This is a genomic window from Rhodococcus sp. LB1, assembly GCF_001583455.1.
In the GTDB taxonomy this organism is placed as follows: domain Bacteria; phylum Actinomycetota; class Actinomycetes; order Mycobacteriales; family Mycobacteriaceae; genus Rhodococcus_F; species Rhodococcus_F opacus.
Map to the genome: position 1 here is coordinate 1 of NZ_LTCZ01000171.1, position 24,616 is coordinate 24,616.

The window sequence follows — 24,616 nt, forward strand, 5'->3', positions numbered from 1 at the left end:
CAGATCTGCTGGCTCGGCACCCGCGTCCTCGCACCCCGATCCCGCTACGCCGAGATCGTCGACACCATCACCGACCTCGCCAAAGGACTGACCGTCGGCGACCCGCTGTCCGACGCCACCCAGATGGGACCACTCGTCTCCGCCCGGCAACGTCACCGCGTCGAAAGCTACATCGAAAAGGGCAAATCCGACGGCGGCCGCGTCACCACCGGCGGCCGCAGACCCGACAACACGACACACGGCTGGTTCGTCGAACCCACCGTCTTCGCCGACGTCGACACCGGACACACCATCGCCCAGGAAGAAATCTTCGGACCCGTCCTGTCCGTCATCCCCTACACCGACGAAGCCGAGGCCATCGCGATCGCCAACCACTCCGACTACGGACTCGGCGGCTCCATCTGGACCGCCGACCCCGACCGCGGCGCCCAGTTCGCACGGGGCGTCGCCAGCGGAACCGTCGGCATCAACGGCTACTCCAACGACCCCACCGCACCCTTCGGCGGAATCAAGAGCAGCGGCCTCGGCCGCGAACTCGGACCCGAAGGCCTCGCGAGCTACCAGCAGCTCAAAAGCATCTACCTCGACGTGCGATGACCCGGTGAGTGCGGCCGCGCGACACCCGCACGGCCGCACCCGCGCACCCGCGCACCCGCGCACCCGCGCACCCGCGCACCCGGACAGAAGAACGGAGACGTCGTGACCAAGGAAGAGCTCGCCATGCTCGACTTCGCAGTCAAGTGGGCACCCTTCGGAGGCGGAGACGAACACATCCTCCCCGAATTCGGGATCTTCCCGGCCGTGTTCTACCGCAGGTTGCAACGCCTCCTCACCCACCACCCCACCCTCAACGACACCGTCCGGCGGCGGCTCGACGAACTCTGCACCCTCAAACTCGCGCCGACACATTCCGACAAGCCACCGTCGTATTCGCGCGTCCCCAGCCTGCATTCGGCAACGTAACCTCGACTAGCCACAGTGTCGGTACACGCTAGGTCGTGACCGATCCTCGGATGGAAACGACCGCCTATCCTGTCGGGAAGCTTGACGGCGTCGACGAGGAGTGCGGTGAGCCACCGCGCCCAGACTTGGGTGCCCTCGCGCCGACACGGGAGCTCCGTTTGTAGTCAGTGAACATTCGAGAAGGGGACTTTGGCCGTCCCGGTAAATCGGCCGCTCCCAGCCCGCGCTCGTCGCCCCGCAGCCACCGAGAGAAACAGGCCGGTCGGCTTCCCCGGCAGCAACGGGGCGTGGTTCTTCGACATCACCGACGGGTGCTTCGGTCTCGACGGCGACGGGCACCTGCTACCTCGGATACGAGGCCGAAACCGCGGCGAGGAAGGCCCTCGACGACACGCTGGTGCAGTTCGGCGTTGTAACCGCCACCTTCGCCACCGACCGGTGCGCGGCTCCATCCTGCACCTGCCGGACCATGCAATGCACGGCCGCAGACCTGCGTCACGGGCGGGCCCCTCCTGCGGGATCGGCGACCTCTACGAGATCACCGGAACTCGACGCAATCGTGGGCGCGCTCAGCTACCAAATCCCGAATCCCCACCGCAGGCCGACTTCGACCAAGCCTGGCCCGAAACACCGAGACGCCACCCAAATCGAACCCCACGCCAATGTTGTCGGAGATCGTCTATACCGCGGTCGTCGCCTCGTTCGGTGCGGTGATTTCGAGTGCCTCTGTATCGCGACATGTGCAGCGATATGCTGAAGAGATGCCCTTGGAGGTAAAGGTGGTGCATCTCCAATTGCCATGCCATGCCGTGGAGGGTGAGCCGGAACCTCCGCCAAGGTCGGAATGAGTGGGACAGTATTATGGTCGATCGTGAGCCACTGGATACGCAGCGTCATGTAACTGCCTCTCTCACACCGGAACTCAGTTCGGCCGGTTTCGAGAACGCTGACGAGATCGGCCATGGGGGTTTCGGAGTCGTGTACCGATGCACCCAATCTGCTCTGGACCGCACCGTAGCAGTGAAGGTGCTCACCGCCGACCTCGATGAGGAAAATCGAGAGCGCTTCTTTCGTGAACAGCGCGCGATGGGGCGGTTGACTGGTCATCCGAACATCGTCAACGTCCTTCAGGTCGGCGCCACCGACTCCGATCGGCCCTTCATCGTGATGCCGTACCTATCTCAGGATTCACTAGATACGCGGATCCGCCGCGACGGCCCGCTCGCATTAGACGAAGCCCTGCGGCTCGGGGTCAAGATTGCGGGCGCTGTCGAAAGCGCGCACCGGCTCAACATCCTCCATCGCGACGTCAAACCCGCAAATATCCTGTTCACTGACTACGGTGAGCCTGCATTGACCGACTTCGGCATCGCCCACATCTCCGGAGGTTTCGAGACTGCCACCGGCACCATCACTGGTTCACCGGCATTTATCGCGCCGGAAGTGTTGCGGGGTGATCCACCGAGCGCCGCTTCCGATATCTACGGGCTCGGCGCGACAGTATTCGCTGCTGTCACCGGTCATGCCGCTTTCGAACGCCGACAAGATGAACAAGTGATCGCGCAGTTCCTTCGCATCACCGCACAGCCGATACCGAATCTGCGCGAAAAGGGGTTTCCCGAGGACCTATGTGTCACGATCGAACGAGCCATGTCCGGCGACCCTCAGGAGAGACCCCTTACCGCAGCCGAGTTGGGTGAGGAGTTGAGACAGGTCCAGCTCCGGAACGGCTTCCCGGTCGATGAAATGGCACTGGCTAACGTGCCCGGCGCTCCGGAGCCTCACCGGGACCGTCCCGGTCCGGAAGGTGCCGGGGACACGTCCGCGCGGCGGTACCCGCCGGTGGTGGCAACACCGAGGCGAGGATCCGCCGGGAACCTTCCGTTGGAGTTGACCAGCTTTATCGGTCGCCGACGTGAGCTGACCGAGGTGAAGAAGCGGTTGTCGAGCTGGCGTCTGGTGACACTCACGGGTATCGGAGGCGTCGGTAAGACGCGTCTGGCGCTACGGGCAGCGACGAACGCCCAGCGCACATTCCCCGACGGCGTATGGCTCGTCGAGCTGGGTGAGGTCCGAGATCAATCGCTGGTCATCGATGTGGTGGCCACTGCTCTCGGGTTGAAGGATCAGCCCGCGCGATCACTACAGGCTGTAGTTGTTGAGTTCCTTGCATCGCGCGATCTTCTGCTCATGTTGGATAACTGCGAGCAGGTGGTGGAGGCAGTAGCCGAGCTCGCAGAGACGTTGCTCCGGTCCTGCCCGAGAGTACGGATCCTGGCCACCAGCCGTGAACCGCTCGGCATCGGCGGCGAGACCGTTGTGCGCGTGCCACCACTCGACGCCCCCGCTCCCGGCGACGACCCAACTCTTGAAGGGATGCCGCGATTCGATGCAGTGACGTTATTCACCGAACGAGCCATTGAGGCCGTCCCCGAATTTATCCTGACCGACACAAATCGAGCTGCGGTAGCCGGAATATGTCGCCAGCTTGACGGCCTTCCCCTTGCGATCGAGTTGGCCGCGGCTCGACTACGCGCCATGTCCGCCGAGCAAATCCTGCAACGCCTCACCGACCGATACGCACTGTTGACAACGGGAAGTCGGAGGGCCCCGACACGGCAGCAGACACTGCGGTTGTGCATCGACTGGAGTTACGAGTTGTGCACCGAACAGGAACAATCGGTGTGGAGACGGCTTTCTGTGTTCGCCGGCAGCTTTGAGCTGGACGCGGCCGAGGAAGTAGGCGGCCACGGCCTGGCACCTCAGGATCTCCTGGACTCATTGACCTCACTTGTCGACAAGTCGATCCTGATCCGAGAACAACGTGCCTCGGTGGTGCGGTTTCGAATGCTCGAGACTCTCCGCGACTACGGCCGCGAAAAAGCGGAGAACATCGGCGAGCATCTGGAACAAGCTCGCAGGCACCGGGATTGGTATCAGCAGTTAGCGCTCGAGGCGGAGGCTGACTGGGTCAGCTCGCGACAACTCGAGTGGATCTCCCGACTCGAGTGGGAACAACCCAATCTGCGTGAGGCACTCGAGTTCAGCCTGTTCGAGAAGGCCGAAGAACAGAGCGTCACAGCGCTACGAATTGCCGGCACCCTGTTCACGTTCTGGCTTTCTCGCAACCTTCTCAGCGAGGGACGCTACTGGCTCGGTCGCGCCTTAGCGCACGGCTCCACTCGACCGACAGAGGAACGAGTCAAGGCCCTATACGCCGCCAGCGTGCTGGCCGAACTGCAAAGCGACCTGGACTCCGCAGCCTCCCTGGTCGAGGAAGGACAGGCATTGGCCAAGCAGATGAACGATCCGGTGGTCAACGCGCGCATCGCCCATGCCGAAGGACTTCTGGCGCTATACAGCGGCGATCTCCCGCGCGCAAGCACGAAGCTCGAAGCAGCATACGACGAATTCCACACACGGGGCGATCTTTCCCTGGAAGCGTGGATCCTGATGATGCTCGGTTTGGCGTACGAATTGAGAGGGGATCTCGCACAGGCGATTAGCTACCACGAGAAGGTCCTTGCGATTACAGAGCCTCGAGGCGAATCGGTGTTTCGGTCGTACTCGCTGTGGGCCATGGGTGTTGCGGTCTTTCGGCAAGGTGACTTTCCCCGCGCGGCCCTGCTGCTGGAACAATGTCTGCGGCTTGCCCGACCTGTGGACGAGCCCCTACTGTTGGCGATGTGTCTGGAGGCGGTGGCGTGGGTCACGTGCGCCGATGGCCGTGCGGAGCACGCCGGGGTGCTGTTGGGTGCGGCTGAGGTTCTGGGATCAGGAGTGGGAAGTTCCTCGGTCCTTTTCCATAACTTGGTCGCCGACCACGAGCAGTGTGAACGATCAGCGGTCGGCGCACTCGGTCAGCAAGCCTTTGAAACCGTCCGCGAGCAAGGTCGGGCGTTGACTGCCGAGAAGGCAATCGCCTATGCCCTCGGCGAGCAACCCGCGGCGACGTCTCGATCGTCCGACGGCACAGTGCATCCCCTGACCAGACGTGAACGGGAGGTCGCGGATATGGTGGCCCAAGGGTTTACGAACAAGAAGATCGCTGCCGAGCTCGTGATATCTCCACGAACAGCTCAGGGTCATGTCGAGCATATCCTTGAGAAGCTGGGTTTCAACTCTCGATCGCAGATTGCCGCCTGGGTGGTGGAGCGGACGAAGCACGCCTAGCGAACGGGTCGTGCGTGCGCACGATGACGGGCAGGGTTCCGGCCAATGTTGCATACGAGAGGACCTGGTGGGCTGTTAATTTAGTCCGCTTCCGGAGCCCGTGTCAGCGCTCGAGCGACGCTGTTCGCTTCGCAACAAGACGCAACGCTCAGACGTGCCGCCGCGCACACGTCCTCAGAATGGTCATTGATGAAGGCAATTCACTGAGCCCCCGTCTCCCGCCTTTCGGCGGGTATTCGCACCCAATCACGCATGCGGACGGCAACTCCGATGTTTTCCAGTAGGGAGAGGTCCATCGAAACATCATCGAGTGGGCCGCATGACCCGATCGAAAATTCGATCGCATAGACGGCCTCGCGGAGTACACCCGTGGCCCGATCCGCGGCCTCGGTTCGCATGTGTTCGAGACCGCGGCGATGCTTGTGCCCTGTCGACAACTCCTGCCATCTCCACGAGGTGGTCTCGGCGAGATTGCGCACGTGGACCGAGGACTCACCGAAGTATTCCGTCAGCACACTGCAGGCCTCGCCATGCCACACCTGATCTTCCAGGCTCTCCCGGGACTGGATGAGATCGACGAGTGCGTCGATCGCCGTCTGTGGATTCATGGACGCAACCGCCGAGGAGTTCTTCTCACGCATTCCTTCTACCGCACCCGGAATACTCGTGGCGTTCGGCCCGGCCGCCACAGTGCATCGCCGGTGCCGAACACGTCGAATACCTGGGAGTCATGACCCGGGACGAGGCGATCGCGGGCTCCGCCGATCAAGGTGCGGATCCGGTCATAGCTGTCGTACATCACCGGCAGGTCCGAGAAGACCGTGAACGGGCGGTTGCTGAACACCTCGTCGTAGTAGTGCGCAGCGTCCGCGGCCAGGAGTAGACCGTCGACGCCGCCGACTTGAAGTCCGATCTGCCCCACCGAGTGCCCCGGGAGGTGCCGCACAGTGATGTCCGGGGTGATCGCAGATCCCTCGGTGACGAAGTCGACGCGGCCGTCTCGGATCGCGCGGATCAGGAAGACGATATCGTCCAGTTCGACGATGGAATTAAACTGCGCCCGAGCCAAATTCGGACCGGTCCAGAACTCGACCTCCTTGGGGTGGATAGAGATCCGGGCACCGGGGAAGTCGGGTATCCCTCCCGAGTGGTCGTAATGCAGGTGCGAGATGACCACCGTATCGACCACAGCGGGGTCGATGCCGAGTTCCCTGACACCGTCGGCGACCGAACCCATGTAGTTGATCCCACGTTGACCGGCAACAGCCCTCGATGCTCCGGTGTCGAACAGTGTCAGCCTGCCGGCGTGACTGATCAGCCAGGCGAAGAAGACGAGAGGTCGAACACTGTCCGGCTCGCTGTACGTCTTGAACCGATAGAACTGATCGGAATCCGTTCGTTCGTCCTCCGCCCATGCGATGGCGTAGACCTGCGGGCCTGCTTCTCGGACTGCTGACATTGCACTTAACCTCAGAAGGACACCGCGGGCTTGATCTCGCCCTCGGTGGTCATGGCGGCGATTGCATCGTTGATCTTCTCGAGCGGCCGTACACTGCTGATCATTCGATCCCAGTCGTAGCTGTCGGCGTGCCGACTCAGGAACTCGAGTCCCCGTGCGTAGTGATTGACCGCGCCCGACACCGAGCCGACCACGGTAGCGTGCTTGACAACGATCTGACTCGGATTCACTGGAATGCTATTTGCGTGCAGCTGACCGACCAAGACGTACCGTCCGCCGCGGGCCAGAATGCCCAGTCCTTCTGTGAACGCCGTGGTCGCGCCCGACGCCTCGATGACGACATCCGCGCCCCGACCTCCGGTCAGCTGTCGCGTCACCTCCGCACGGTCCTCGGCCGAGGGCACCTCCGAAATGTCGATGACATTGTCGGCCCCCCATTCCGTCGCCAGCGAAAGCCTGGCGGAAGGTCCACCGACTACCGTGATCGATGAGGCACCCGATTCCTTCGCCAGCGCAACAGCGAACAATCCGAGAGGCCCCGCTCCCTGGATCACCACCGATTGCCGCTCTTGGATCCGCCCGAGCCGATCGAAGGCGTGGACCATAGTCCTCAGGGCACACGATGCAGCGGACGCCACTGCATCGGAAATGTTCGACGGAACCCGAACGCGCCCCGACGTCGGAAACACGTACCCGTACTCTGCGAATGTTCCATTCAGATGGGGATAGATCTCCGGACCTGCCGCCATGTATCCGCGCCGACGTTCACACAGCGTCGGAGAGTTCTCGACCGTGCACTGACGGCAGCTTCCGCAGAATCCGTGAGTCCAGATGACCCGGTCGCCGACCTCAAGGCGGTTCCCGACCGAGTCGTACTCGGTGTTGTTCATATCCACGATCTCGCCCACCGCTTCGTGGCCGGCAACGATGGGAAGAGATTTTCCGACACTGGTGGATGCCATCGCATGACCCGCGCACAGGTGCACGTCGGTGCCGCACACCGTTGCCATCCGGTTGCGCACCAACAGCGCATTGGTTTCGAGTGTGGCCGGAATCGAGACCGTCTGGATCTCGAGAGGACTACCGTACTCGACAAGAACGGCGGCTTTGCACTGCATGGTTTTTGTCATGACTCGTCCGATATCTTCATCTGAATGCTTTTCACCCGTGTCATTTCCATGAATCCGTCGATTCCGCTGACCCTGCCGTAGCCGCTTTCGCCGTAACCGCCAAAAGGGAAGGCCGGATCTGTTCGCCGGTACTGGTTCACCCAGACGCTACCGGCGTGCAGCCGTTGGCTGACCCGGAACGCGCGACTGAGATCCCGCGTCCACACACCGGCCGCGAGCCCGTACCGCGTGTCGTTGGCGATCCGCACCGCCTCCGCCTCGGACGTCGCCGGCAGGCACACCAGTACCGGGCCGAACACCTCCTTCTGCGCGATGTCGGCATCCGCAGGTACACCGGACACGACGGTTGGAGGATAGAAGTTGCCGCCGAGTTCGCGCACGCCGGCCGCCTCGACCACCCGTCCGCCGGCCACCCGTGCCGACTCGACGAGACCGGCGACATACTCGCATTGGGCCGCACTGATCAACGGACCGACATCGGTTGTCGGGTCCCGTGGGTCGCCCACGCGGGCGCCGCCCACCGCAGCCTCGACTCGTTCCCTCACTTCGTCGAAGACGTCGATGTGGACGACCGCCCGTGACCCCGCGACGCAGCTTTGGCCACTGGAACTGAGAATGCCCGCGGCGATCGCTTCCACCGCGCGCTCCAGATCGGCGTCGGGGAAAACCAGGTTCGCGCTCTTCCCGCCGAGTTCGAGTGTCGAGGGCACCAGACGCTCGGCACCCTTGCCGGCAACGATGCGACCAGCTTGTGGGCCACCGGTGAACGCAAGCCGCGCCACGTCGGGGTGATCGCACAGCGCCGCCCCCACCGACGCCCCGTCGCCCGAAACAACGTTCACCACACCGTTCGGGAATCCGGCATCGGCGAACAATTCGGCCAACGCCAACAGCGAACACGGGGCCATCTCGGAGGGCTTGATCACCACGGTGTTGCCCGCGGCCAGGCACATGCTGGCGATCTGGGCGAGTAGGACCGACGGTGAATTCCACGGAACCTGCACGCCGACCACACCGTAGGGCTCACGCACCGTCAGACTCACCACCGAGGGGTCTGCACCAAGCGGGCTCGTGAACGGGAAGGTTTCCGCCACCGATGCCGCGTACCGATACCACTGGGGGCTCTTGGCGATCGACCCCGACACCTCGCGGATCGGCTTCCCGTTGTCGGACGACTCCAGCAGCGCGAACTCCGTAACGCGCGCCTCGATCAGGTCGGCCAACGAGCGCAGACAACGAACGCGCAGCGCGACGTCCGTCGCCCACCCGGAGGACTCGAACGCGCTCACTGCCGCCTTGACCGCCAGGTCGACGTCCTCGGCGGCACCGTCGGGATATGCTCCGACCACGGCTCCGGTGTACGGGTCCCGTGACTGGGCGGCCTCACCGGAGAGCGCGGGGACCAGTTTGCCGTCGATCAGCATCAAATATGCGTGCTGGGTCATGTCAGATAACCGTGCTACTCAGCGACATTCCGAAGCGGGTCTGCAGGTTCGGGTCGTTCGGAGGGCCCGGCCAGTTGTCGGACGAGGACAGAACTCGACTGTCTCCGCTCAAGACCCGGAACCCGGGATATCGATCCTCGGCGACTGACTCACAGATGATCCGATACACGTTGACCCCTCCGATATACGCGAGGTAGACACGAGGCTTCCCTGGGACGTTCGCGCCGACATACTGGGTGTCGTCCCGAGCGATGAGCGTGCTGTTCACCGTGTCCGCGACGTGTTTGGTCCAGAGTTCCTCGGCGGGCGCCGCGACCTCCACCTCGTCGCCGGCGGCCGACTCGATCGACGCGACGAACTCGGAGAGCCAGTCAACCTGTTGCTCGATCGAGACCAGCACATTCGCGCGAATCGACGGGCTGCCGGGCGCCGCGGTCATGAACATGTTCGGAAAGCCCTGGGTCGCCACTCCCAGATAGCTGTTGTGACCGTCCTGCCACTTCTCGGACAACGCCACACCGTCCCGGCCAACCGGGTCGATCGCGAGTAGCGCCCCAGTACCCGAGTCGAATCCGGTTGCAAGAACGATCATATCGAGCTCGATCAACCGACCGGATTCGAGTTCGACGCCGGTCTCGACGACCCGGACGATGGGGTCCTCGGCGATATCGACGAGGTAGACGTTGTCGTAGTTGAACAGCTCGAAGTAGTGGTCCTCGTTGAGGTGCCTTCGTGATCCGATGAAATGTGTTTTTGCACAAAGTTTTTCTGCTAGGTCCGGATCTTTCACCCGTCGGCGGATGTCGGCATGCAGGTATGCCGCGACGCGCCGGTTGGACTCTTCGTCGAGCACGAGATCGCTGATGCCGTTGAGGATCGCTGGACCGCCGATTTTCCACAGCTGATCCATCAGCTCGAAGAGTTCCTCGTCGGTGAGGTCCTTGATCGGGCCTACGGGAACCTCACAGAGCGTTCCCGACCCCGATGTGCGCACCTTGTCCCAGAACTCTGGATACCCGCGCTTGACCTCGCGCATGTCGTCCTCGGAGAGCGGCCGGTTCCCGGCCGGCAGAGCATAGTTCGGGGTTCGCTGGAACGCGAACAGCTCGTCGAAGGATTCGTGTGTGCCGATCTGCGTCACGACCTGCATACCGCTGGATCCGGTACCGATGACGCCGATCCGCTTGTCGGTGTAGTCGACCGCCTCGCGCGGCCATTGGGACGAAAGATACATCTCACCGGTGAAGGACGACAGCCCCTCGATGGCCGGGTGGACCGGCTTCGAGTATGGGCCCGTCGCCAGGATCAGATACTTCGACGTGTACACATGTTGACCATCGGAGGACGAGGTGGGGACGCGCCAGCAACGGTTGCTCTCGTCGTAGACGGCGCCGGTCACCTCTGCGTCGAACGTGAATGCACTACGGATATCGAGTCGGTCGGCGACGAAGTGTGCGTACCGCTCGATCTCGGGCTGCGCCGCGTAGCGCTCGGACCAGTTCCAGTTGCCCCAGATCTCCTCCGAGAACGAGAACGAGTAGTTCACGCTCGGGATATCGCATCGTGCGCCGGGGTAGCGGTTCCAGTACCAGGTGCCGCCCACGTCGGACCCCTTCTCGATCCCGAGAACGGTCAGACCGGCATTGCGGAGCTTGTACGCGGAGTACATTCCGGCCCACCCGGCACCTACAACGATCGCGTCATAGTCGGTAGAGCTCATTTGAGTGCCTTTCACTACTGCCGATTCGAAACGGCAGGTCAATTCTTGAACTGAATAAGCTTCTTCTCGAGGAACGTGTCCATTCCTTCGACGCTGCCCTCCCGGCCGATGCCCGACTGCTTGAATCCACCGAACGGTTCGGAGGTGCACATGTCCCATGAGTTCACCGAGACCTGACCCGTGCGGATGCGGCGCGCGATGCTCTCCGCCAGGTCGTTCTCACTGGCGTAGACGGCGCCCGACAAGCCGAAGTCTGAATCGTTCGCGAGGTCGATCGCTTCCTCAACCGAGTCGAACGGGATCACCCCGACCACCGGACCGAAGATCTCTTCGCGCGCGATTCGCATAGAGTTGTCCACCTGAGCGAACAACGTGGGCTCGACGAACCATCCGGTCGACAGGTGCTGCGGACGACCGCCACCGGTCACCAGCTTCGCGCCCTCGTTCTGGCCCACACCGATGTAGTCCTCGACCCGATCGCGCTGCCGTTCTGCGATCAGCGGCCCGAGGTGGGTACCCGCATCGCGAGGGTTCCCGACGACGACGCTGCGGAACGTCTCGGCGAGGGCCTCCGTTACCTCGTCGTGCCGTTTGCGCGGGACCAGCACGCGCGTCAACGCGGCACACACCTGTCCCGAGTGACCGATGCCCGCGAACGCCAAGTCGGGCAACACCCGATCCAAGGGGACATCGTCGGCGATGATCCCGGCGGACTTGCCCCCGAGCTCGAGCGCGACCCGGGTGATGTTCTGACTGCACAGACTCATCACACGTTTTCCTGCTGCGGTGCTGCCGGTGAATGTCACGGCGTCGACCAGCTTGTGGGACACGATGTACTCGCCGAGTTCGCGACCACCCGGGATGATGCTGACGACCCCCTCGGGCAAGCCGGCCGCCTCGATCGCCTCGGCGAGGACCATCGTGCTGACCGGACTCTCCGGGGCGGGTTTGAGGATCACCGGGCATCCCGCCGCGAGCGCCTGGCCCATCTTGCTCGAAGCCGAACAGATCGGTGCGTTCCACGGGATGACGACCGCCACGACGCCGACCGGTTCCTTCACCAGCAGGCCGTGTCCGCCCGGCCATTGCCGCGGGTCCTCCAATATCGCGCGTTCGGGAAGGCTCGCATTGTCGTCCCACATGTCCATTGCACGGCCGTGGAATGCTGTTGCCGTCGCGAGCGGCGCACCGACCTCGGCGACGAACGTCTCCTCGAGCTCGGCCCGCCGCTTCTTTACTTCGTCGCCGATTCGCCGCAGGTAGGACGCCCGCTCCGCGGGGGCCAGGCGAGGCCATTCGCCGTGGTCGAACGCACGGCGGGCGGCGCGGATCGCGCGCTCCGCATCGGCGGCGGTGCCGTCGGGGACTCGCGCGATGGCCTGCTCGGTCACCGGCGAGATTACCTCGATGAACCCGTTGCCCGCGGGGGCCACCCACTGGCCGCCGATGAACAGCTTGTCGAAGCTCCTGATGTCGTCCATCTTCCGATCCTCCGAGTACGTCGTTTTTACAGATCTAGGGTGAGAGTGTTTCCGGCGGAGCGTGATACGCACACGATGATCGTGTCGCCGGCTTCTCGTTCGTTCTTTGACAGGACCGAGTCCCGGTGATCGGGGACACCGTCGAGCACGCCGACCTCGCAGCTTCCGCAGGTGCCCTCTTCGCAGGAGGACTCCACCTCGTATCCCGACTTCGACAAGGCCCCCAGGATCGAGCACTGCGGCCCGATCTTGATTTGTTCCCCCGTTGAGGCGATGGTGACGAGGAAGGGCTGATCATCGTCGTCCAGGGAGTTCGAGGTGCCGCGGAATCGCTCCATGTGTAGCTCGTCTTCTGGGAATCCGCGCTTGTTGTATGCGGCTTCGACGGCATTGAGCAGCCCGTCGGGTCCACAGCAGTACACGTGCTCGCCGGTGCGCCGACGGGAGAGCAGCTGCTCGATGTCGAGGAACCCGTCACGGTCCTGAGGAACGATGCGGACGTTGTCGCGATATGTCTCCCGAAGAGAGTCGACGAAACTCATCGAATCCAACGATCGTCCTCCGTAGACGAGACTCCAGTCGGCACCGGCCTGTTCCGCTGTCGCGATCATCGGAATCAGTGGAGTGATACCGATCCCACCGCCGATAAACAGGTACCGAGGTGCCTCGACGAATTCGAACCGGTTGACAGGATCCCTGACAACGATCTCGTCACCACACGCCAATTGTCTGTGGATGTGGCGCGAACCGCCACGGCTGTCCGGTTCCTCGAGCACCGCGATCTGCCATCGGGACAGGTCGGCGGGGTCGCCACACAGCGAATACTGGCGCTTCCACTGGCCGGCCAGATCCAGCTCGATATGGGCACCCGGCGCCCAGGCGGGTAGGGTCCCTCCTTCGGGCCGGGCCAGTTCGATGAGCAGGACCGACTCCGCGACCGATTCGCGGCGGGTGACGACGACAGTTGTTCGGTGTTGCGACCTCTCAGTCATGGGCGGCCTATCGCACTTCCCCGGAATGCACCGTTCCGAGAACGGTGTCCAGGTACTCTTGCAGGCCCGTCAGGCCCGCCCGATACATGTGCTCGACCAATGCCGCTGTCTCGGCGCTCGAATCGTCCTTGTCGAACTGTGCCGACCAGGACACCTCCGACGCGTCGGGACCGCACGGGTTGACGGTGAATGTCGAGGTGAAGTTCGACATCGCGAGCGGTCCGTCCACGTACGCGTAGCTGTAGCTGCGGTTGCTGTCGTCGGTGGCGGTGATTCGCTCGAAAATCACCGCACCTCCTTCCATCACTACCTCGCGCACATAGTTTTCGAGCTTCGAAGACGTGATGCCTGGGTGCCACAGGTGGAGGGACGCCGGGCTCTTGGCCACCTCCCAGACCTTCGTGGCCCCATGATTCGTCCGAACCACTTCCGAGATGATTTCCTGTTTCGCGGGCATTGTCGGTGTTCCTATCTGGCCGGCTGACTTCAGTCGTCGAGGATGGTGATCGCGCCTTCTGGGCATGAGTGCGCGCCGTCCTTGGCGTCGCGTTCGAGCGTCGGGGCGATCACGCGGTCCTCGTCTCGACGGTCGCAGAATCCGTCGTCATCTGGTTCGAACACGTCCGGTGCATGGGTGTAGCAGCGTCCGTGTCCCGTGCAGAGGTGGTTTTCTACTCTCAGTTTCATTGGAGTACTTCCGTGACGATTACGATGTGGCCTTGACGCCCGGCTCGAACGTGAGCTGGAGCGACGTAGTGGACCGCAACTGGCTGGTTTCGGTGACCGCCGTAGTGCCGGCCTTGATGATGAAATTCGGCATCCGCTGCAGGATGCGCTCGAGAGTGACGCGCAGTTCGATGCGTGCGAGGTGCGATCCGATGCACCGATGCGGGCCGTAGCCGAAAGCGGCGTGGGCGGCCTCCTCGCGGTCGATGTCCAGAACGGACGGGTTCGGGACCAGCTCCGGGTCACGTGACGCAGCAGCGAAGTTAAGGGCGACCCACTCCCCCTCTTTGAACTCGACGTCGGCGATGGTCGCATCCTTCGTCACGTACCTTGCTGGTGCGATGACGGGGCTGAAGAGCCGCACGAACTCCTCGACAGCTTTCGGGATGAGGCCGTGGTCGGCGACGAGTCGCGCACGCAGGTCCGGGTTCTCGGCGAGATAGCCCATTGCAGCGGTCATGGCGTGGGTGGTGGTGGCCAGGCCACCGAATACGAGGTCCAAGATGACGGCGACCTTGTCGGCTTCGGAAGCAGGCGTTCCGTCGGGTGTGTCGACACCCGCATTGATCGTGTCGACGACGTCGTCACGTGGCGGTTCCGAGCGCCGTGCCGAGAGATAGTCTGCGAGATAGTCGCCGACGAACTTGAAGTGCTTCGCTCGCTCCTCGACGGGTCCGAACGTGCCGCTGTCGATTCCCTCGAACAAGGCGGGCAGGTCCTGCTCCGGCACGCCCATGATGCACTTGAAGAAGACGCGGCCGGGCAGGTGCGCGGAGAAGTCGGCGACGAAGTCGCATTCGCCGCGTTCGATGAATCCGTCGATCAGTTCGTCGGCGATGTCCGTGATCGCGTCTTCGAATCCGGCGACCGTGGTCGGCGACAGGAAGGGGTTGAGCACCTTTCGCCAGGAGTCGTGGTAGGGCGGGTCGCATTCTTCCGGAAGGATCAGCGACGATCCTTCGGGCCGGTTCACCATGTAGCCCTTGGCGGAGCTGAAGGTGCGCCAGTCCTGCGCGGCCTTCTTGACGAGCTGGTAGGTGTTCAGCACCTTGTATCCGTGGCCGGCGTTGCTGTGCGCCACCGGGCAGCTCTGCGCGAAGGCATTGATCACGTCGTCGAATTGCTCGTTGAACTCCGGCGATTCGAAGTCGAAATCGTTGAACATGTCCCGGTCGAAGGGACATTGCCGAGTCTGTTCACTTTGCTCTGTCACCGACAGTTACCTCCTGTTGAATGCCGCACCGTGCGGCGAAGTGCTCCGATTTTTCGGGGTTCCGGCGGAGCTGACGCTGATGGCCTCTTCGCGAGGCTGGCTGTGATGTGAGCCACTGAAACCCTATCCAAGTACTATTGTTAATGCAATAGGTCTTTGGCTGTCTTTGCTTGGATGTACGCTGGGCTCCGCCGACCTTCCCATGCGCGGGCACAGCGGCTATCGACATTCCGAATTATCAAGCGCACCAAGCAGATCGGGCATCCAAGCAAACGAGATCGGTGCCGCTTCAGTGGCAAATGCAGCGCCTCGCCGCCCGGCTCCGCATGCGGTGCGTGCCGATCCAACCGGCGCCCTGCTGACCAAGTGACCCGGTCCTGAGCAGCCCGAGCGCGGCCCGAGAGATTGCCTGGTCCAATAGCTCCACCGCCGGTGTCCGCGAGGCACACATGACGCCTCTATGCGGGACCGGGACGGCGACTAGCGGGACGGCGAATGGTCGGAGGACACGGAACAGCCGGCAGGACTTTCGGTGATCTCGGGTCATGGGCCCTCGGTCGGGTTGCGGAGTGATGGACACCTTCGAGCATCCCCGTCGACGCACCGGCGCACAGCGGCTAAACGACCCCGTGCGGGTACCTATGTTTATCTGTTTCCGGATCCCTATGCAGGTCAGGCCTGTGTCCTGGGCTTGACGGCACTCGGTTGCGACGACTGCATTCGACTCGCGCACCGCCAAACGTACCGTTCGTTCGGTCCGAAACGATCCACGAGATCGAGCCGCCGGTTACCCGCGCGTGATCAGCCGTGCTGCCCGGAGGCGCTGCGGTTCACGGTCGTCGCCCAGTTCTCCACCTGGCGCACCGAGCGTGAATCCGCGCCAACGTAGACAGCAGACGGCCGGACGAGCCGTCCTAGACGCTTCTGCTCGAGGATGTGGGCACACCACCCTGCCGTGCGACCACACGTGAACAACGCCGGCATCATCTGCGGCGGCACGGCCGCGTGGTCCAGTACCACGGCGGCCCAGAACTCGACGTTCGTGTGGAGTACCCGATCGGGGCGGCGAGCCCTCAGTTCTGCGAGCGCTGCCTCCTCGAGCGCGACGGCGACGTCGTATCGGGGGGCGCCGAGCCGTTGTGCGGTCGCCCGGAGAACGGCCGCGCGGGGGTCTTCGGCTCGATATACCCGATGCCCGAACCCCATGAGCCGCTCGCCTCGGTCGAGGAGATTTTTCACGAACCGGTCTGCCCGTCCTGCCTTCTCGACCGCGTCGAGCATGGGAAGCACGCGCGCCGGGGCCCCTCCATGGAGGGGTCCGGACATGGCGCCGACCGCGCCGGACACCGCCGCGGCCACGTCGGCCCCGGTCGAGGCAATGACACGGGCGGTGAAGGTGGACGCGTTCATCCCGTGCTCCGCCGCCGTCACCCAGTAGGTGTCGATCGCCTCGGCATGGTCGGGATTCACCTCGTCCTTCCACTGCGCCAGAAACTGTTCCGACAGGGTGCCGAAGGACTGCACCACCGGTGCCGGCACGGGCGTCTTCTCCGGGCCCCGGGCGGACTGCGCGGCGAACGACAGCGTCGATGCGGACACCTTCGCGAGCTGACCACGGGCCGTCGCGTCGTCGATGTCGAGCAGCGGCTCGAAGCCCCACCGGGATGCCAGTGCGGCGACACCCGACTGGATGTCGATGCGTACATCACCGGCCGTGTACGGCAGCGTTGGGGCCTGTGTCAGGTCGATGCGGTCGCCGAAACGCCCGTCCACCAACAGCGACCACACGTCGTCGAAGCGCACACCCTCGGCGACCAGTTCCCGAACGTCGACACCGCGATAGCGTAGTGCGCCACCGGACTTGTCGGGCTCGGCGATCTCAGAGGCGAATGCGATCACGCCATCAAGACCCTCGGTACGTTCACGTGCCATGACATCCACTTCAAACTCCCTCGTACAGTGCGGTTACCGCATCAGGATGCCCGCCGTCGGTGCAGTGCAGCGCCATCCCTAGATGACCCGGGCGTCCCTGAGCGTGCTCAGGTCGTCGGTGGACAATCCGAGCTCATCGGCCAACACCTCGGCGGTGTCGGCGCCGAGCGAAGGCGGGGGGCATTCGATCGGCATCCTGTGATCGTCGACGAGGTACGGGGCGACCACCTGATGGATTTCGCCGTACTCGGGGTGTTCGATGGCGGCGATCAGTCCCTGCGACCAGAGCTGGGGCTCGCGGAACGCTTCGCTCAGCCGGTTCACGGGCGAACTCGGGATCCCCTGACTCTCGAAGATCGCCTGCCACTCCGATGTGGGCTTGGTCGCCATTTCCTTGTTGAGAATCTGTTCGAGTTCGTCGCGGTGCTGCACTCGATGCACGTTGGTCTCGAACCGCAGGTCTGTCACCAGGTCGTCGCGCCCCAGCAGCTGGCACAGCGAGCGCCATAGCTTGTTGGTGCCGGTGGCGATCACGATGTGCCCGTCCGCGGTGTCGAAAGCGGCGAACGGCGCCAGCTGCGGATGTCCGGAACCCATGGGCCCGATCTCGGCGCCTCCGTCGATGACGGCGACGGAGTAGTTCATGAGCAACGAGACCATCGCGTCCAGCAGGGAGATCTGGACGGTCGACCCCTTTCCCGTCACCGAGCGCTTGTGCAGCGCCGCCAGAATCGCCACCGTGAAGTGAGCGCCACCTCCAAAATCCGCGATGGACGCGCCGGGCTTGACCGGACGCGGGTCATCGGCGTAGCCGGTGATCGACATGACCCCGGCCCGCGCCTGGATGGCGACGTCCATGCCGGGTTGACCGGCAAGTTCCCCACCCACGCCGTAGGCGGACAACTCGGCCACGATCAATCCCGGATTCACCTCACGAAGGGCATCCACACCCAGCCCGAGGCGGTCCATGACTCCCGGCCGGAAGTTCGACAGGACGATGTCCGCGTTCGCGGCGAGCCGCAGAGCCAGGTCCCTACCTTCGGGCAGGCTGAGGTCGATTCCAACCGATCGCTTGTTGCGGTTGATGGCCAGGAAGTAGTCGCCGCCGAATTCCTCGGCGCCCGAGGCGAACTTGTCGCTGACGTTCATGTACCGAGTGGGGTCGCCGCGGCGCGGCCGCTCAATCTTCCAGACCGCTGCACCGAGATCGCCGAGGAGCATCGATGCGTAGGGCCCGGCGACCCCGTGTGTGAAGTCCAGCACCTTGACACCGGTCAGGGGTGCCTCCCAATCGTTACTCACAACTTGCTCCCGTCTGACAGTAGGAAAAGGTCGCGCACGTCCTTCGACGGAAGCCGCACGGTAGCGGTCCCGATGACGTTGACGCGATCGTCTTGGTTGATGCCCTGGAACTCGATATCGACGAGATGTTGATCGCCGGCAACCCGTTTGCCCGAGACGGTTCCCTTCATCCACGTCGTATCGCCGACGAGGTTGGGCGCCAAGAGCTTGTGGTTGAGCGACTCGATGAAGGACATGTCGCCCGCCCAGTTCGTGATCAGGTGGCATCCCCAGTTCGCACGCTGCCAGCCCTGGTCATACGCGCGAGGCATGCCGATCTCGCGTGCGATCTCGTTGTCCATGTGGCCGGCGGCGGGGTGCATCGGGATGCGCGTCGTCGGGGAGTGATAAACATTGCCCGGATGACGCTCACGATCGAGAACGGCAAGCTTGAGCGGAGGGTAGGTATTACGACGTCCCGAATAGAACGCCATGATGTCGACGAGTGTGAGCGGCCCCTTCACCACGGGGCGCAATACATCGCCGGGCTCGACGTCCTCCCAGTACCGCGGTTCCGCGCCGCGCCGCGCCTCGGTGAGGTATGCAGTTCTGATCGCGTCCAACTGCTCGTCCGTGTAGGTCGGCGGGTCGTTACGGTCCTCGAACCCGCGCAGCCCGGAGTTCTTGCCCGAGTTGCTCCGCGGAATACGGAGCACATCGCTCTCGGCGATCGAGACGAGTTCGCCGCGCTGATTTTCGAACACGGTCTGACCGATCTGCACGAAGAAGCGGTTGGCGTGTTTGCCGACCTTTTCCTCCATTCCGATGACACGCGCCCGGGCGGTGATCTTGTCGCCGACCCGAATGGGCACATAGTTTTGCCACCGGGTGCCGCCGTAGATCCACTGGATTCCTCGGAATCCCGGGGCGACGATCGTGGAATCGAACGTGTACAACAATGTCGGCGGAGCGATCTGTCCACCCCAGAACGAATGGGCGGCGTACTCGGGGTCGGAGTACAAGGGATTGTCGTCACCCATGCTGTACTCGGCCCAGCGCCGAATGTCGATCGGCGAAATCGACTCGGCGTACGTCGGTACGTGCACGTCTCGTCTCAGCCACACGCCGACGAGCGCTTGGGCCTTCTCCACCATCTCATCGGTGATGTCGGGATTCTTGGACGCAATGACTGCGGTCATGTCTCGAACTCTCCAGACTGCTTAGAACTGCTCGGTCAACTCATTGATGGAACCCAGATCCGCGATACCGCGACAGGCTCCAAAGATCTTGTCCGCGGACGACTGGTCGATCGCTCGACTCGCGCACATCATGAACTTGTCTTCCACTTCGGCAGGGGTGAACCAGCGAGCCCGCTTCCCGGGCGCCAGGGGAACGAACTCCGTGTCGGAGTGCCCGTCGGACCAGGACACCGAGACGCGTGTCGCGAATTCGCTGTCACCGGCGACCTCGGCCGACTCGGACACCGTGATCGACGGCAGAACCGATTGGATCGAGGGATCCTGCACGGCGGTGTCGGTGAAGGAGTCGAGTGTTATCGCGCCCCGCGTCAGCGCGGTGGCGACGCAGTACTCCATGCTGAACTTGCCCTCGAGGCCCGATCGCGGGCGGTCGTAGACCAGGATCTCCCGCGAGTAGGCCGGCGTCTCGACCCGAATCTGGTCGATCGTCGCGGCATCACGTCCGGTGTTGCGGCGGAAGATTCGCAGCGCCGACTCGATCGCGGGATGTGTTGCACCGCAGGCGGGATACGGCTTGAGCGCCAACCCGAACGGGGAGATCGTCTCCCAGTCCTCGCCGAGGGTGCCCCAGCATTCGTGCTGCGCTGCCTCGGTTCCGTCTCCGAGTACATCGAAGAAGCCGAACTTCCCGTCCACGGCGCTGGCCGACGCCGTCAGTCCGCAGGAGGCGAACTCGACTGCTCGAATACCATTCGACGCCGCGAGGCCGGCGTGGAGCGGCTTGGTCATCGTTCCGAAGTTTGCTCGTACCCCACTGGCCATCGACGCCGCGATTCCGAGCGCGGACACCGCCGCCGCCTCGCTGCAGCCGCTGAGGACAATCGCGGCGACTGTGCTCGCGATCGTTCCGAACGTCCCGGTGGCGTGCCAACCGTGCAGGTAGTGACTCATGTTCATTGAACGGCCGAGTCGTGCCTCCACTTCGAGGCCGAGGGCGTACGCCCGGAGGGCATCTCGGCCGGATGCTGCCGGGTGCGCCAGAATGGTCGCGACGAGGTGGGAGCTGGGATGGGAATATGCGGGGTGGTTCGTGTCGTCGAAGTCGAGCGCATGGATCGCGGTGCCGTTGAAGCATGCCGCCGACGCTCTGTCCCGGCGCACACCGTGCCGTCCGATCAGCGCGTGGTTTCCGGGGTAGTCGGCGGTCGCCGCGACTAGCGAATCGCACGCGGGCTCAATGCTTCCCGCGATCCCTACGCCGATCGCGTCGGTGATCGCGTCGGTGACGGTGCTCCGCACGTCGTCGGGCAGATCGTCGTACTGGATCGATTCGACGGCCCGGAGGATCTCGCTCAACATGGTTGCACCACCGTTTCTAGGACAGCGCCCGCCTGACCGGCTGCGCTTGGATCGCCGATTCCCGAGACGGTGAGGACATCCACCGCAGTCGATCCCTGTGGGCCCACGATGAGCGGGTTGATCTCGATTTCCGCCCCCGGGCGGCCGGCATAGGAGAAGTAGTCCGCGAGGGCGTGCGCGCTGGCGACGACCGACTCGACGTCGCACGCGGTCGCATTGCGGTATCCGGACAGCAACTTCCACACATCAAGTTCCGCGACGGCGCTGCGGATCTGCTCCTTCGACGCGGGGATGGGCAGAATCACGATGTCCTGCAGTAACTCGGCCAAGACGCCGCCTGCGCCGACGACGAGCAACGGCCCGAAGTCTGAGTCCCAGCGGGTGGTGAGGAGCATCTCGACATCGCCGCGCGCCATTTCCTGCACGATGCAGGGAACGCCCGCTCCGACGACCTGTGTGTATGCGGCCCAGGCTTCCTGAAGGTCTTGCGGCGTCTCGAGCCCGACGTGGACGAGTCCGAGCTCGGTCTTGTGTTCGGCGACATCCGATGATGCCTTGAGAACGAGCGGATAGGCGAGCTTCGACAGCGCCGCGTCGGACATGACACCGTCCCACATGCACCACTGCGGTGTCGCGATCCCCACGTTGGCGAGCATCTGCATGCTGGCCTGCCACTCTTCGGGGACCACCGCAGGATTTCGTCGTTCGTCCGGTTTCGGTAGCCGCTCCTTCGACCCGTTCGACGTGGTGTCGGCCCAGTTGTAAAGCCAGCCTGCGATCTTGATGGCCTCGGTCGGGTCCTCGGCGTGGAGCAGCCCATTCGATGTGATGAGCCGTCGCACCGTGTCATCGACTCGCCCGAGTGTGCTGATAATCAACGGCTTGCGTTCGTGTAGATCCGTGCGATCGACGACGCCCGCAATGTGTTGACGCAGAATATGTTCCGCACCGTTTGCGTATTGGAGGATAATACTGTCGGTGTTGACGTCGGCGCCGACGATGTCCATGACCGCTTCTAGCATCTCCGGTCGTCCGACCACTTCGCCAGTCACGTCGATGGGGTTTTTGTGGTAGCCGAACCGCGGAAGGACCTGCTCCAGACGATTTTCCGAATCGGCGTCGAACGAGGCCATTGGTACGTCGAGTTCTTCGGCGGCGTCGGCGAGGAGTGCGCGACTTCCTCCGGACAAGGCGATGACACTTACGCCACCGGTCGCGCCGTTGCTACCCCTGGCGGGAACGGACGGGGCGATCGCCGCCGCTTCGGTCGCCGTGATCAGGTCCGCAATCGAATGCACCTGCACGATGCCCGTTCGCTTGAGCATCTGGGTGTAGACGAACGCGGGCGCCGACAAGCGGCCCGTGTGCGTCGCGGTCGCTTGCTTGCCGAGACTCGACGTTCCCGCACACAGTGCAACGAGTCGGATGTTGCGCGCCGCTGCCCGGGCGCCGAGCTGGCGCAGCCGCACGCCGTCGGAGAGGGCTTCGATGAACAAAGCGATGACCCGGCTCGAGCCCTCGTCGATCATGTATTCCAGGTAGTCGAGGGTTGTGAGGTCCTGCTCGTTTCCGGTACTGACGAAGTACCTGCATCCGATTTCTCGGTCTTGGAGTTGGCGAACGCATGCGGCGCCGATGCTGCCGCTCTGGCTGATGACGCTCACCGGGCCGGGAAGAAGCTGCGGTCGATTCGCAGCACTACCGAACGTCAACGCAAGGTTTTCTGGCACAGACCAGATGCCTTCGCAGTTGGGCCCGACGATTCGGACGCCTGATTGCTTGGCGGCCTCGGCGAGTTCTTGGGTGAGATGGGCGGACGATCCGTCCTCGGAGAAGCCCGAACTGCAGATCACAGCGAACTTCACGCCGGCTTCGCCGCACTCCTTGACTGCATCAGGCACGAGGGGCGCCGGCAGAAGGATTAGTGCGACATCGACGGGTTTCCCGATCGCTGCGACATTCGGGTAGGCGGCGAGCCCCCCGACCCGCGGGTGTTTGGGATTGACGGCATAGATATCGCCGGTGAACGGATGTTGTAGCAGTCGTGTGAGCGCTCGTCCCGAGAGCTTCTCCGGGTCACTCGACGCGCCTATCACACAGACCGATGAGGGCGAGAACAGGTCTTCAAGCATGAGCCTACAGTATCTTAGTACGTACTATAGGACAATAGGCTCGACGAGGGTTTTCCCGCCGTTCTTTGCCGAACCCATCCCCCACTTCGACACAAAGCAAGTCCGCTCGAGACCCCGCGGTGACCAGCATGTCGTCATGCGCCCGAGCGGTCGGAACGGCGGCGGCCGGGACACGGTGCGCGGTACGACGTGCCGCTCCTGGGCACCGCCCTCCTGCGGAACAGTCGCCGGTCGTCGGCGATCACCGCCGCGTTGGCACAGGAGGCAAACTTGTTCCATCGACTCGCGACGAGCATCCACACACGGGAGCGCCTCGGCCGCCACCCAGAGGCATTCACAATCGGGCGGAACCCGTCAGAGGGAATTGCGACCCGCGCGTCCAAGTCGAATCTCGAAGTTGAAACGAGAACCGGGGTAGTACATTTCGACGAACGCTAGCGGTCCGTCCTTGTCGTACAGGGTGCGCTTGGAGTACAGAACCGGATCGCCGGTCTTGATATCGAGTTTCTCGGCGATGTCCGTCGTCGCGACGTCCGCGTGAATCGACTGATGTGCGGAAACGATGGGGGCCGATTCTCGCGCATCCAGCAGACTGAGCAGCGACCCGTGACGAAGCTCTGCTTCGGGTAGCTCGGCAAACGCATCTTCACGGACGTAGTCGATCAGCCACAGACGCGGTTCTCCATGCGCCATCCGCAGACGGCGGACGACCCCCACGGGACCCCCACCGAACAGCGATTTGACGTCCGCGGGGACCTCCGTGGTGGTCTCGGCGTGATATTCCACCGTCTCGGCCGCGTCGGACTGGTAGATGACGTCCTCGAGGTAACCGGTGAACTGAACGGCGCCGCGCGCCTGCACATCGTCGGCGACGAATGTCCCGAAGGACCGCCGCCTGACCACCAGACCTTCCGCCTCCAGCATTCCCAAGGCCTCGCGGATTGTTACGCGACTGACCTCGAACTGCTCCGCGAGTTTGGCCTCGGTCCCCAGCCGTGATCCTGCCGCGTAGTAGCCCGAGGTTATGCGGGACCATAGAATCCGCCACACCGCGTAATACCTGGGAATTCGCGAGTTAGTGTTCACGTGCACCTTCCCCTGACGGGTCGCATCGTAGCTAGATCATAACAAACGGTCCAACACTATTGGATCACCGTACAGTGTCAAGAGTGATCCAAGCGCCCGCTCGGGGGTGCGTCGATGCGCTCCGGGAGCTGAAGAGAGCGGTCCGGCGGCAGTACCTCGGGATGCGTCAGTGGAAGGTGCCGCGCACCTTCGTCGCCTTCATCGGGGCAGCGAGGAGAGCGATCCGCGCCCGGGTAGCTACGCGCAACCGAAGTAGGTGAGCAGTTCTCGCGTCTATCCTCACTGGTCAGTGGTTGCCGCAACTGGGACAGGGACGGGCGCCGGT

General features: G+C 63.5%; 19 protein-coding genes. 3 read left to right on the top strand and 16 right to left on the bottom strand.

The window, feature by feature from the left end; translation table 11 throughout:
* From AZG88_RS23080 to AZG88_RS23090, 3 genes are all read left to right on the top strand, one after another.
* A partial coding sequence (locus tag AZG88_RS23080; RefSeq protein WP_156517590.1) for an aldehyde dehydrogenase family protein occupies nucleotides 1-597 on the top strand: 597 nt, incomplete at its 5' end.
* A 102-nt stretch (nucleotides 598-699) separates the two neighbouring features.
* Nucleotides 700-963, top strand: coding sequence for a hypothetical protein (locus AZG88_RS23085; RefSeq protein WP_061699299.1), 264 nt, complete (start codon nucleotides 700-702; stop codon nucleotides 961-963).
* 861 nt (nucleotides 964-1,824) lie between these two features.
* The gene (locus AZG88_RS23090) at nucleotides 1,825-5,136 is read left to right on the top strand and encodes a protein kinase domain-containing protein (RefSeq protein ID WP_061699346.1); all 3,312 of its coding nucleotides are present in this window, start codon (nucleotides 1,825-1,827) and stop codon (nucleotides 5,134-5,136) included.
* A gap of 200 nt (nucleotides 5,137-5,336) precedes the next feature.
* On the opposite strand, the gene AZG88_RS23095 is transcribed toward AZG88_RS23090, so the two are convergent.
* The 16 genes from AZG88_RS23095 to AZG88_RS23170 form a co-directional block, all read right to left on the bottom strand.
* Nucleotides 5,337-5,744: a hypothetical protein gene (locus AZG88_RS23095; protein WP_156517591.1), complete on the bottom strand. Its 408-nt coding sequence runs from the start codon at nucleotides 5,742-5,744 to the stop codon at nucleotides 5,337-5,339.
* A gap of 38 nt (nucleotides 5,745-5,782) precedes the next feature.
* Nucleotides 5,783-6,595, bottom strand: a complete 813-nt coding sequence (locus AZG88_RS23100; protein ID WP_061699303.1) for an N-acyl homoserine lactonase family protein — start codon at nucleotides 6,593-6,595, stop codon at nucleotides 5,783-5,785.
* A gap of 11 nt (nucleotides 6,596-6,606) precedes the next feature.
* The gene (locus AZG88_RS23105) at nucleotides 6,607-7,725 is read right to left on the bottom strand and encodes a zinc-binding dehydrogenase (protein WP_063886871.1); all 1,119 of its coding nucleotides are present in this window, start codon (nucleotides 7,723-7,725) and stop codon (nucleotides 6,607-6,609) included.
* Nucleotides 7,722-9,170 (bottom strand): aldehyde dehydrogenase family protein, encoded by a 1,449-nt coding sequence (locus AZG88_RS23110; RefSeq protein WP_061699307.1) that lies wholly within the window; start codon nucleotides 9,168-9,170, stop codon nucleotides 7,722-7,724. The genes AZG88_RS23105 and AZG88_RS23110 overlap by 4 nt, the downstream gene beginning before the upstream one ends.
* 1 nt (nucleotide 9,171) lies before the next feature.
* Nucleotides 9,172-10,890: a flavin-containing monooxygenase gene (locus tag AZG88_RS23115; protein WP_061699309.1), complete on the bottom strand. Its 1,719-nt coding sequence runs from the start codon at nucleotides 10,888-10,890 to the stop codon at nucleotides 9,172-9,174.
* A 38-nt stretch (nucleotides 10,891-10,928) separates the two neighbouring features.
* Nucleotides 10,929-12,371, bottom strand: coding sequence for an aldehyde dehydrogenase (locus AZG88_RS23120; RefSeq protein WP_061699311.1), 1,443 nt, complete (start codon nucleotides 12,369-12,371; stop codon nucleotides 10,929-10,931).
* 26 nt (nucleotides 12,372-12,397) lie between these two features.
* Nucleotides 12,398-13,363 (bottom strand): PDR/VanB family oxidoreductase, encoded by a 966-nt coding sequence (locus AZG88_RS23125; protein WP_061699313.1) that lies wholly within the window; start codon nucleotides 13,361-13,363, stop codon nucleotides 12,398-12,400.
* A gap of 7 nt (nucleotides 13,364-13,370) precedes the next feature.
* Nucleotides 13,371-13,886, bottom strand: a complete 516-nt coding sequence (locus AZG88_RS23130) for an SRPBCC family protein (RefSeq protein WP_082833439.1) — start codon at nucleotides 13,884-13,886, stop codon at nucleotides 13,371-13,373.
* Complete coding sequence (locus AZG88_RS23135; RefSeq protein ID WP_061699317.1) at nucleotides 13,850-14,050, bottom strand: ferredoxin; 201 nt, start codon at nucleotides 14,048-14,050, stop codon at nucleotides 13,850-13,852. The genes AZG88_RS23130 and AZG88_RS23135 overlap by 37 nt, the downstream gene beginning before the upstream one ends.
* A gap of 19 nt (nucleotides 14,051-14,069) precedes the next feature.
* Nucleotides 14,070-15,254, bottom strand: a complete 1,185-nt coding sequence (locus AZG88_RS23140; RefSeq protein WP_082833440.1) for a cytochrome P450 — start codon at nucleotides 15,252-15,254, stop codon at nucleotides 14,070-14,072.
* A gap of 849 nt (nucleotides 15,255-16,103) precedes the next feature.
* Entirely contained in the window at nucleotides 16,104-17,243 is a 1,140-nt protein-coding gene (locus AZG88_RS23145) for a citrate synthase 2 (RefSeq protein ID WP_442971740.1), read from the bottom strand.
* 69 nt (nucleotides 17,244-17,312) lie between these two features.
* Nucleotides 17,313-18,536 carry a CaiB/BaiF CoA transferase family protein gene (locus tag AZG88_RS23150; RefSeq protein ID WP_063886872.1) on the bottom strand — a complete coding sequence of 408 codons (1,224 nt, stop codon included), beginning with the start codon at nucleotides 18,534-18,536 and terminating at the stop codon, nucleotides 17,313-17,315.
* Nucleotides 18,533-19,714: an FAS1-like dehydratase domain-containing protein gene (locus AZG88_RS23155; protein WP_061699322.1), complete on the bottom strand. Its 1,182-nt coding sequence runs from the start codon at nucleotides 19,712-19,714 to the stop codon at nucleotides 18,533-18,535. The genes AZG88_RS23150 and AZG88_RS23155 overlap by 4 nt, the downstream gene beginning before the upstream one ends.
* Before the next feature lie 21 nt (nucleotides 19,715-19,735).
* Entirely contained in the window at nucleotides 19,736-21,073 is a 1,338-nt protein-coding gene (locus AZG88_RS23160; protein ID WP_061699324.1) for an MmgE/PrpD family protein, read from the bottom strand.
* Nucleotides 21,067-23,205: an acetate--CoA ligase family protein gene (locus AZG88_RS23165; RefSeq protein ID WP_061699327.1), complete on the bottom strand. Its 2,139-nt coding sequence runs from the start codon at nucleotides 23,203-23,205 to the stop codon at nucleotides 21,067-21,069. Before AZG88_RS23165 ends, AZG88_RS23160 begins: the two co-directional genes overlap by 7 nt.
* Before the next feature lie 354 nt (nucleotides 23,206-23,559).
* Complete coding sequence (locus AZG88_RS23170; protein WP_169695188.1) at nucleotides 23,560-24,291, bottom strand: GntR family transcriptional regulator; 732 nt, start codon at nucleotides 24,289-24,291, stop codon at nucleotides 23,560-23,562.
* Between the last annotated feature and the right edge of the window lie 325 nt (nucleotides 24,292-24,616).

What these genes read in the sequence shown, in the direction of transcription:
- AZG88_RS23165 (WP_061699327.1), bottom strand. Translation starts at nt 23,205, where the DNA reads ATGCTTGAAGACCTGTTCTCGCCCTCATCGGTCTGTGTGATAGGCGCG.
- AZG88_RS23155 (WP_061699322.1), bottom strand. Translation starts at nt 19,714, where the DNA reads ATGACCGCAGTCATTGCGTCCAAGAATCCCGACATCACCGATGAGATG.
- AZG88_RS23095 (WP_156517591.1), bottom strand. Translation starts at nt 5,744, where the DNA reads ATGAATCCACAGACGGCGATCGACGCACTCGTCGATCTCATCCAGTCC.
- AZG88_RS23115 (WP_061699309.1), bottom strand. Translation starts at nt 10,890, where the DNA reads ATGAGCTCTACCGACTATGACGCGATCGTTGTAGGTGCCGGGTGGGCC.
- AZG88_RS23125 (WP_061699313.1), bottom strand. Translation starts at nt 13,363, where the DNA reads ATGACTGAGAGGTCGCAACACCGAACAACTGTCGTCGTCACCCGCCGC.
- AZG88_RS23120 (WP_061699311.1), bottom strand. Translation starts at nt 12,371, where the DNA reads ATGGACGACATCAGGAGCTTCGACAAGCTGTTCATCGGCGGCCAGTGG.
- AZG88_RS23135 (WP_061699317.1), bottom strand. Translation starts at nt 14,050, where the DNA reads ATGAAACTGAGAGTAGAAAACCACCTCTGCACGGGACACGGACGCTGC.
- AZG88_RS23090 (WP_061699346.1), top strand. Translation starts at nt 1,825, where the DNA reads ATGGTCGATCGTGAGCCACTGGATACGCAGCGTCATGTAACTGCCTCT.
- AZG88_RS23140 (WP_082833440.1), bottom strand. Translation starts at nt 15,254, where the DNA reads ATGTTCAACGATTTCGACTTCGAATCGCCGGAGTTCAACGAGCAATTC.
- AZG88_RS23110 (WP_061699307.1), bottom strand. Translation starts at nt 9,170, where the DNA reads ATGACCCAGCACGCATATTTGATGCTGATCGACGGCAAACTGGTCCCC.
- AZG88_RS23100 (WP_061699303.1), bottom strand. Translation starts at nt 6,595, where the DNA reads ATGTCAGCAGTCCGAGAAGCAGGCCCGCAGGTCTACGCCATCGCATGG.
- AZG88_RS23160 (WP_061699324.1), bottom strand. Translation starts at nt 21,073, where the DNA reads ATGTTGAGCGAGATCCTCCGGGCCGTCGAATCGATCCAGTACGACGAT.
- AZG88_RS23130 (WP_082833439.1), bottom strand. Translation starts at nt 13,886, where the DNA reads ATGCCCAGAAGGCGCGATCACCATCCTCGACGACTGAAGTCAGCCGGC.
- AZG88_RS23105 (WP_063886871.1), bottom strand. Translation starts at nt 7,725, where the DNA reads ATGACAAAAACCATGCAGTGCAAAGCCGCCGTTCTTGTCGAGTACGGT.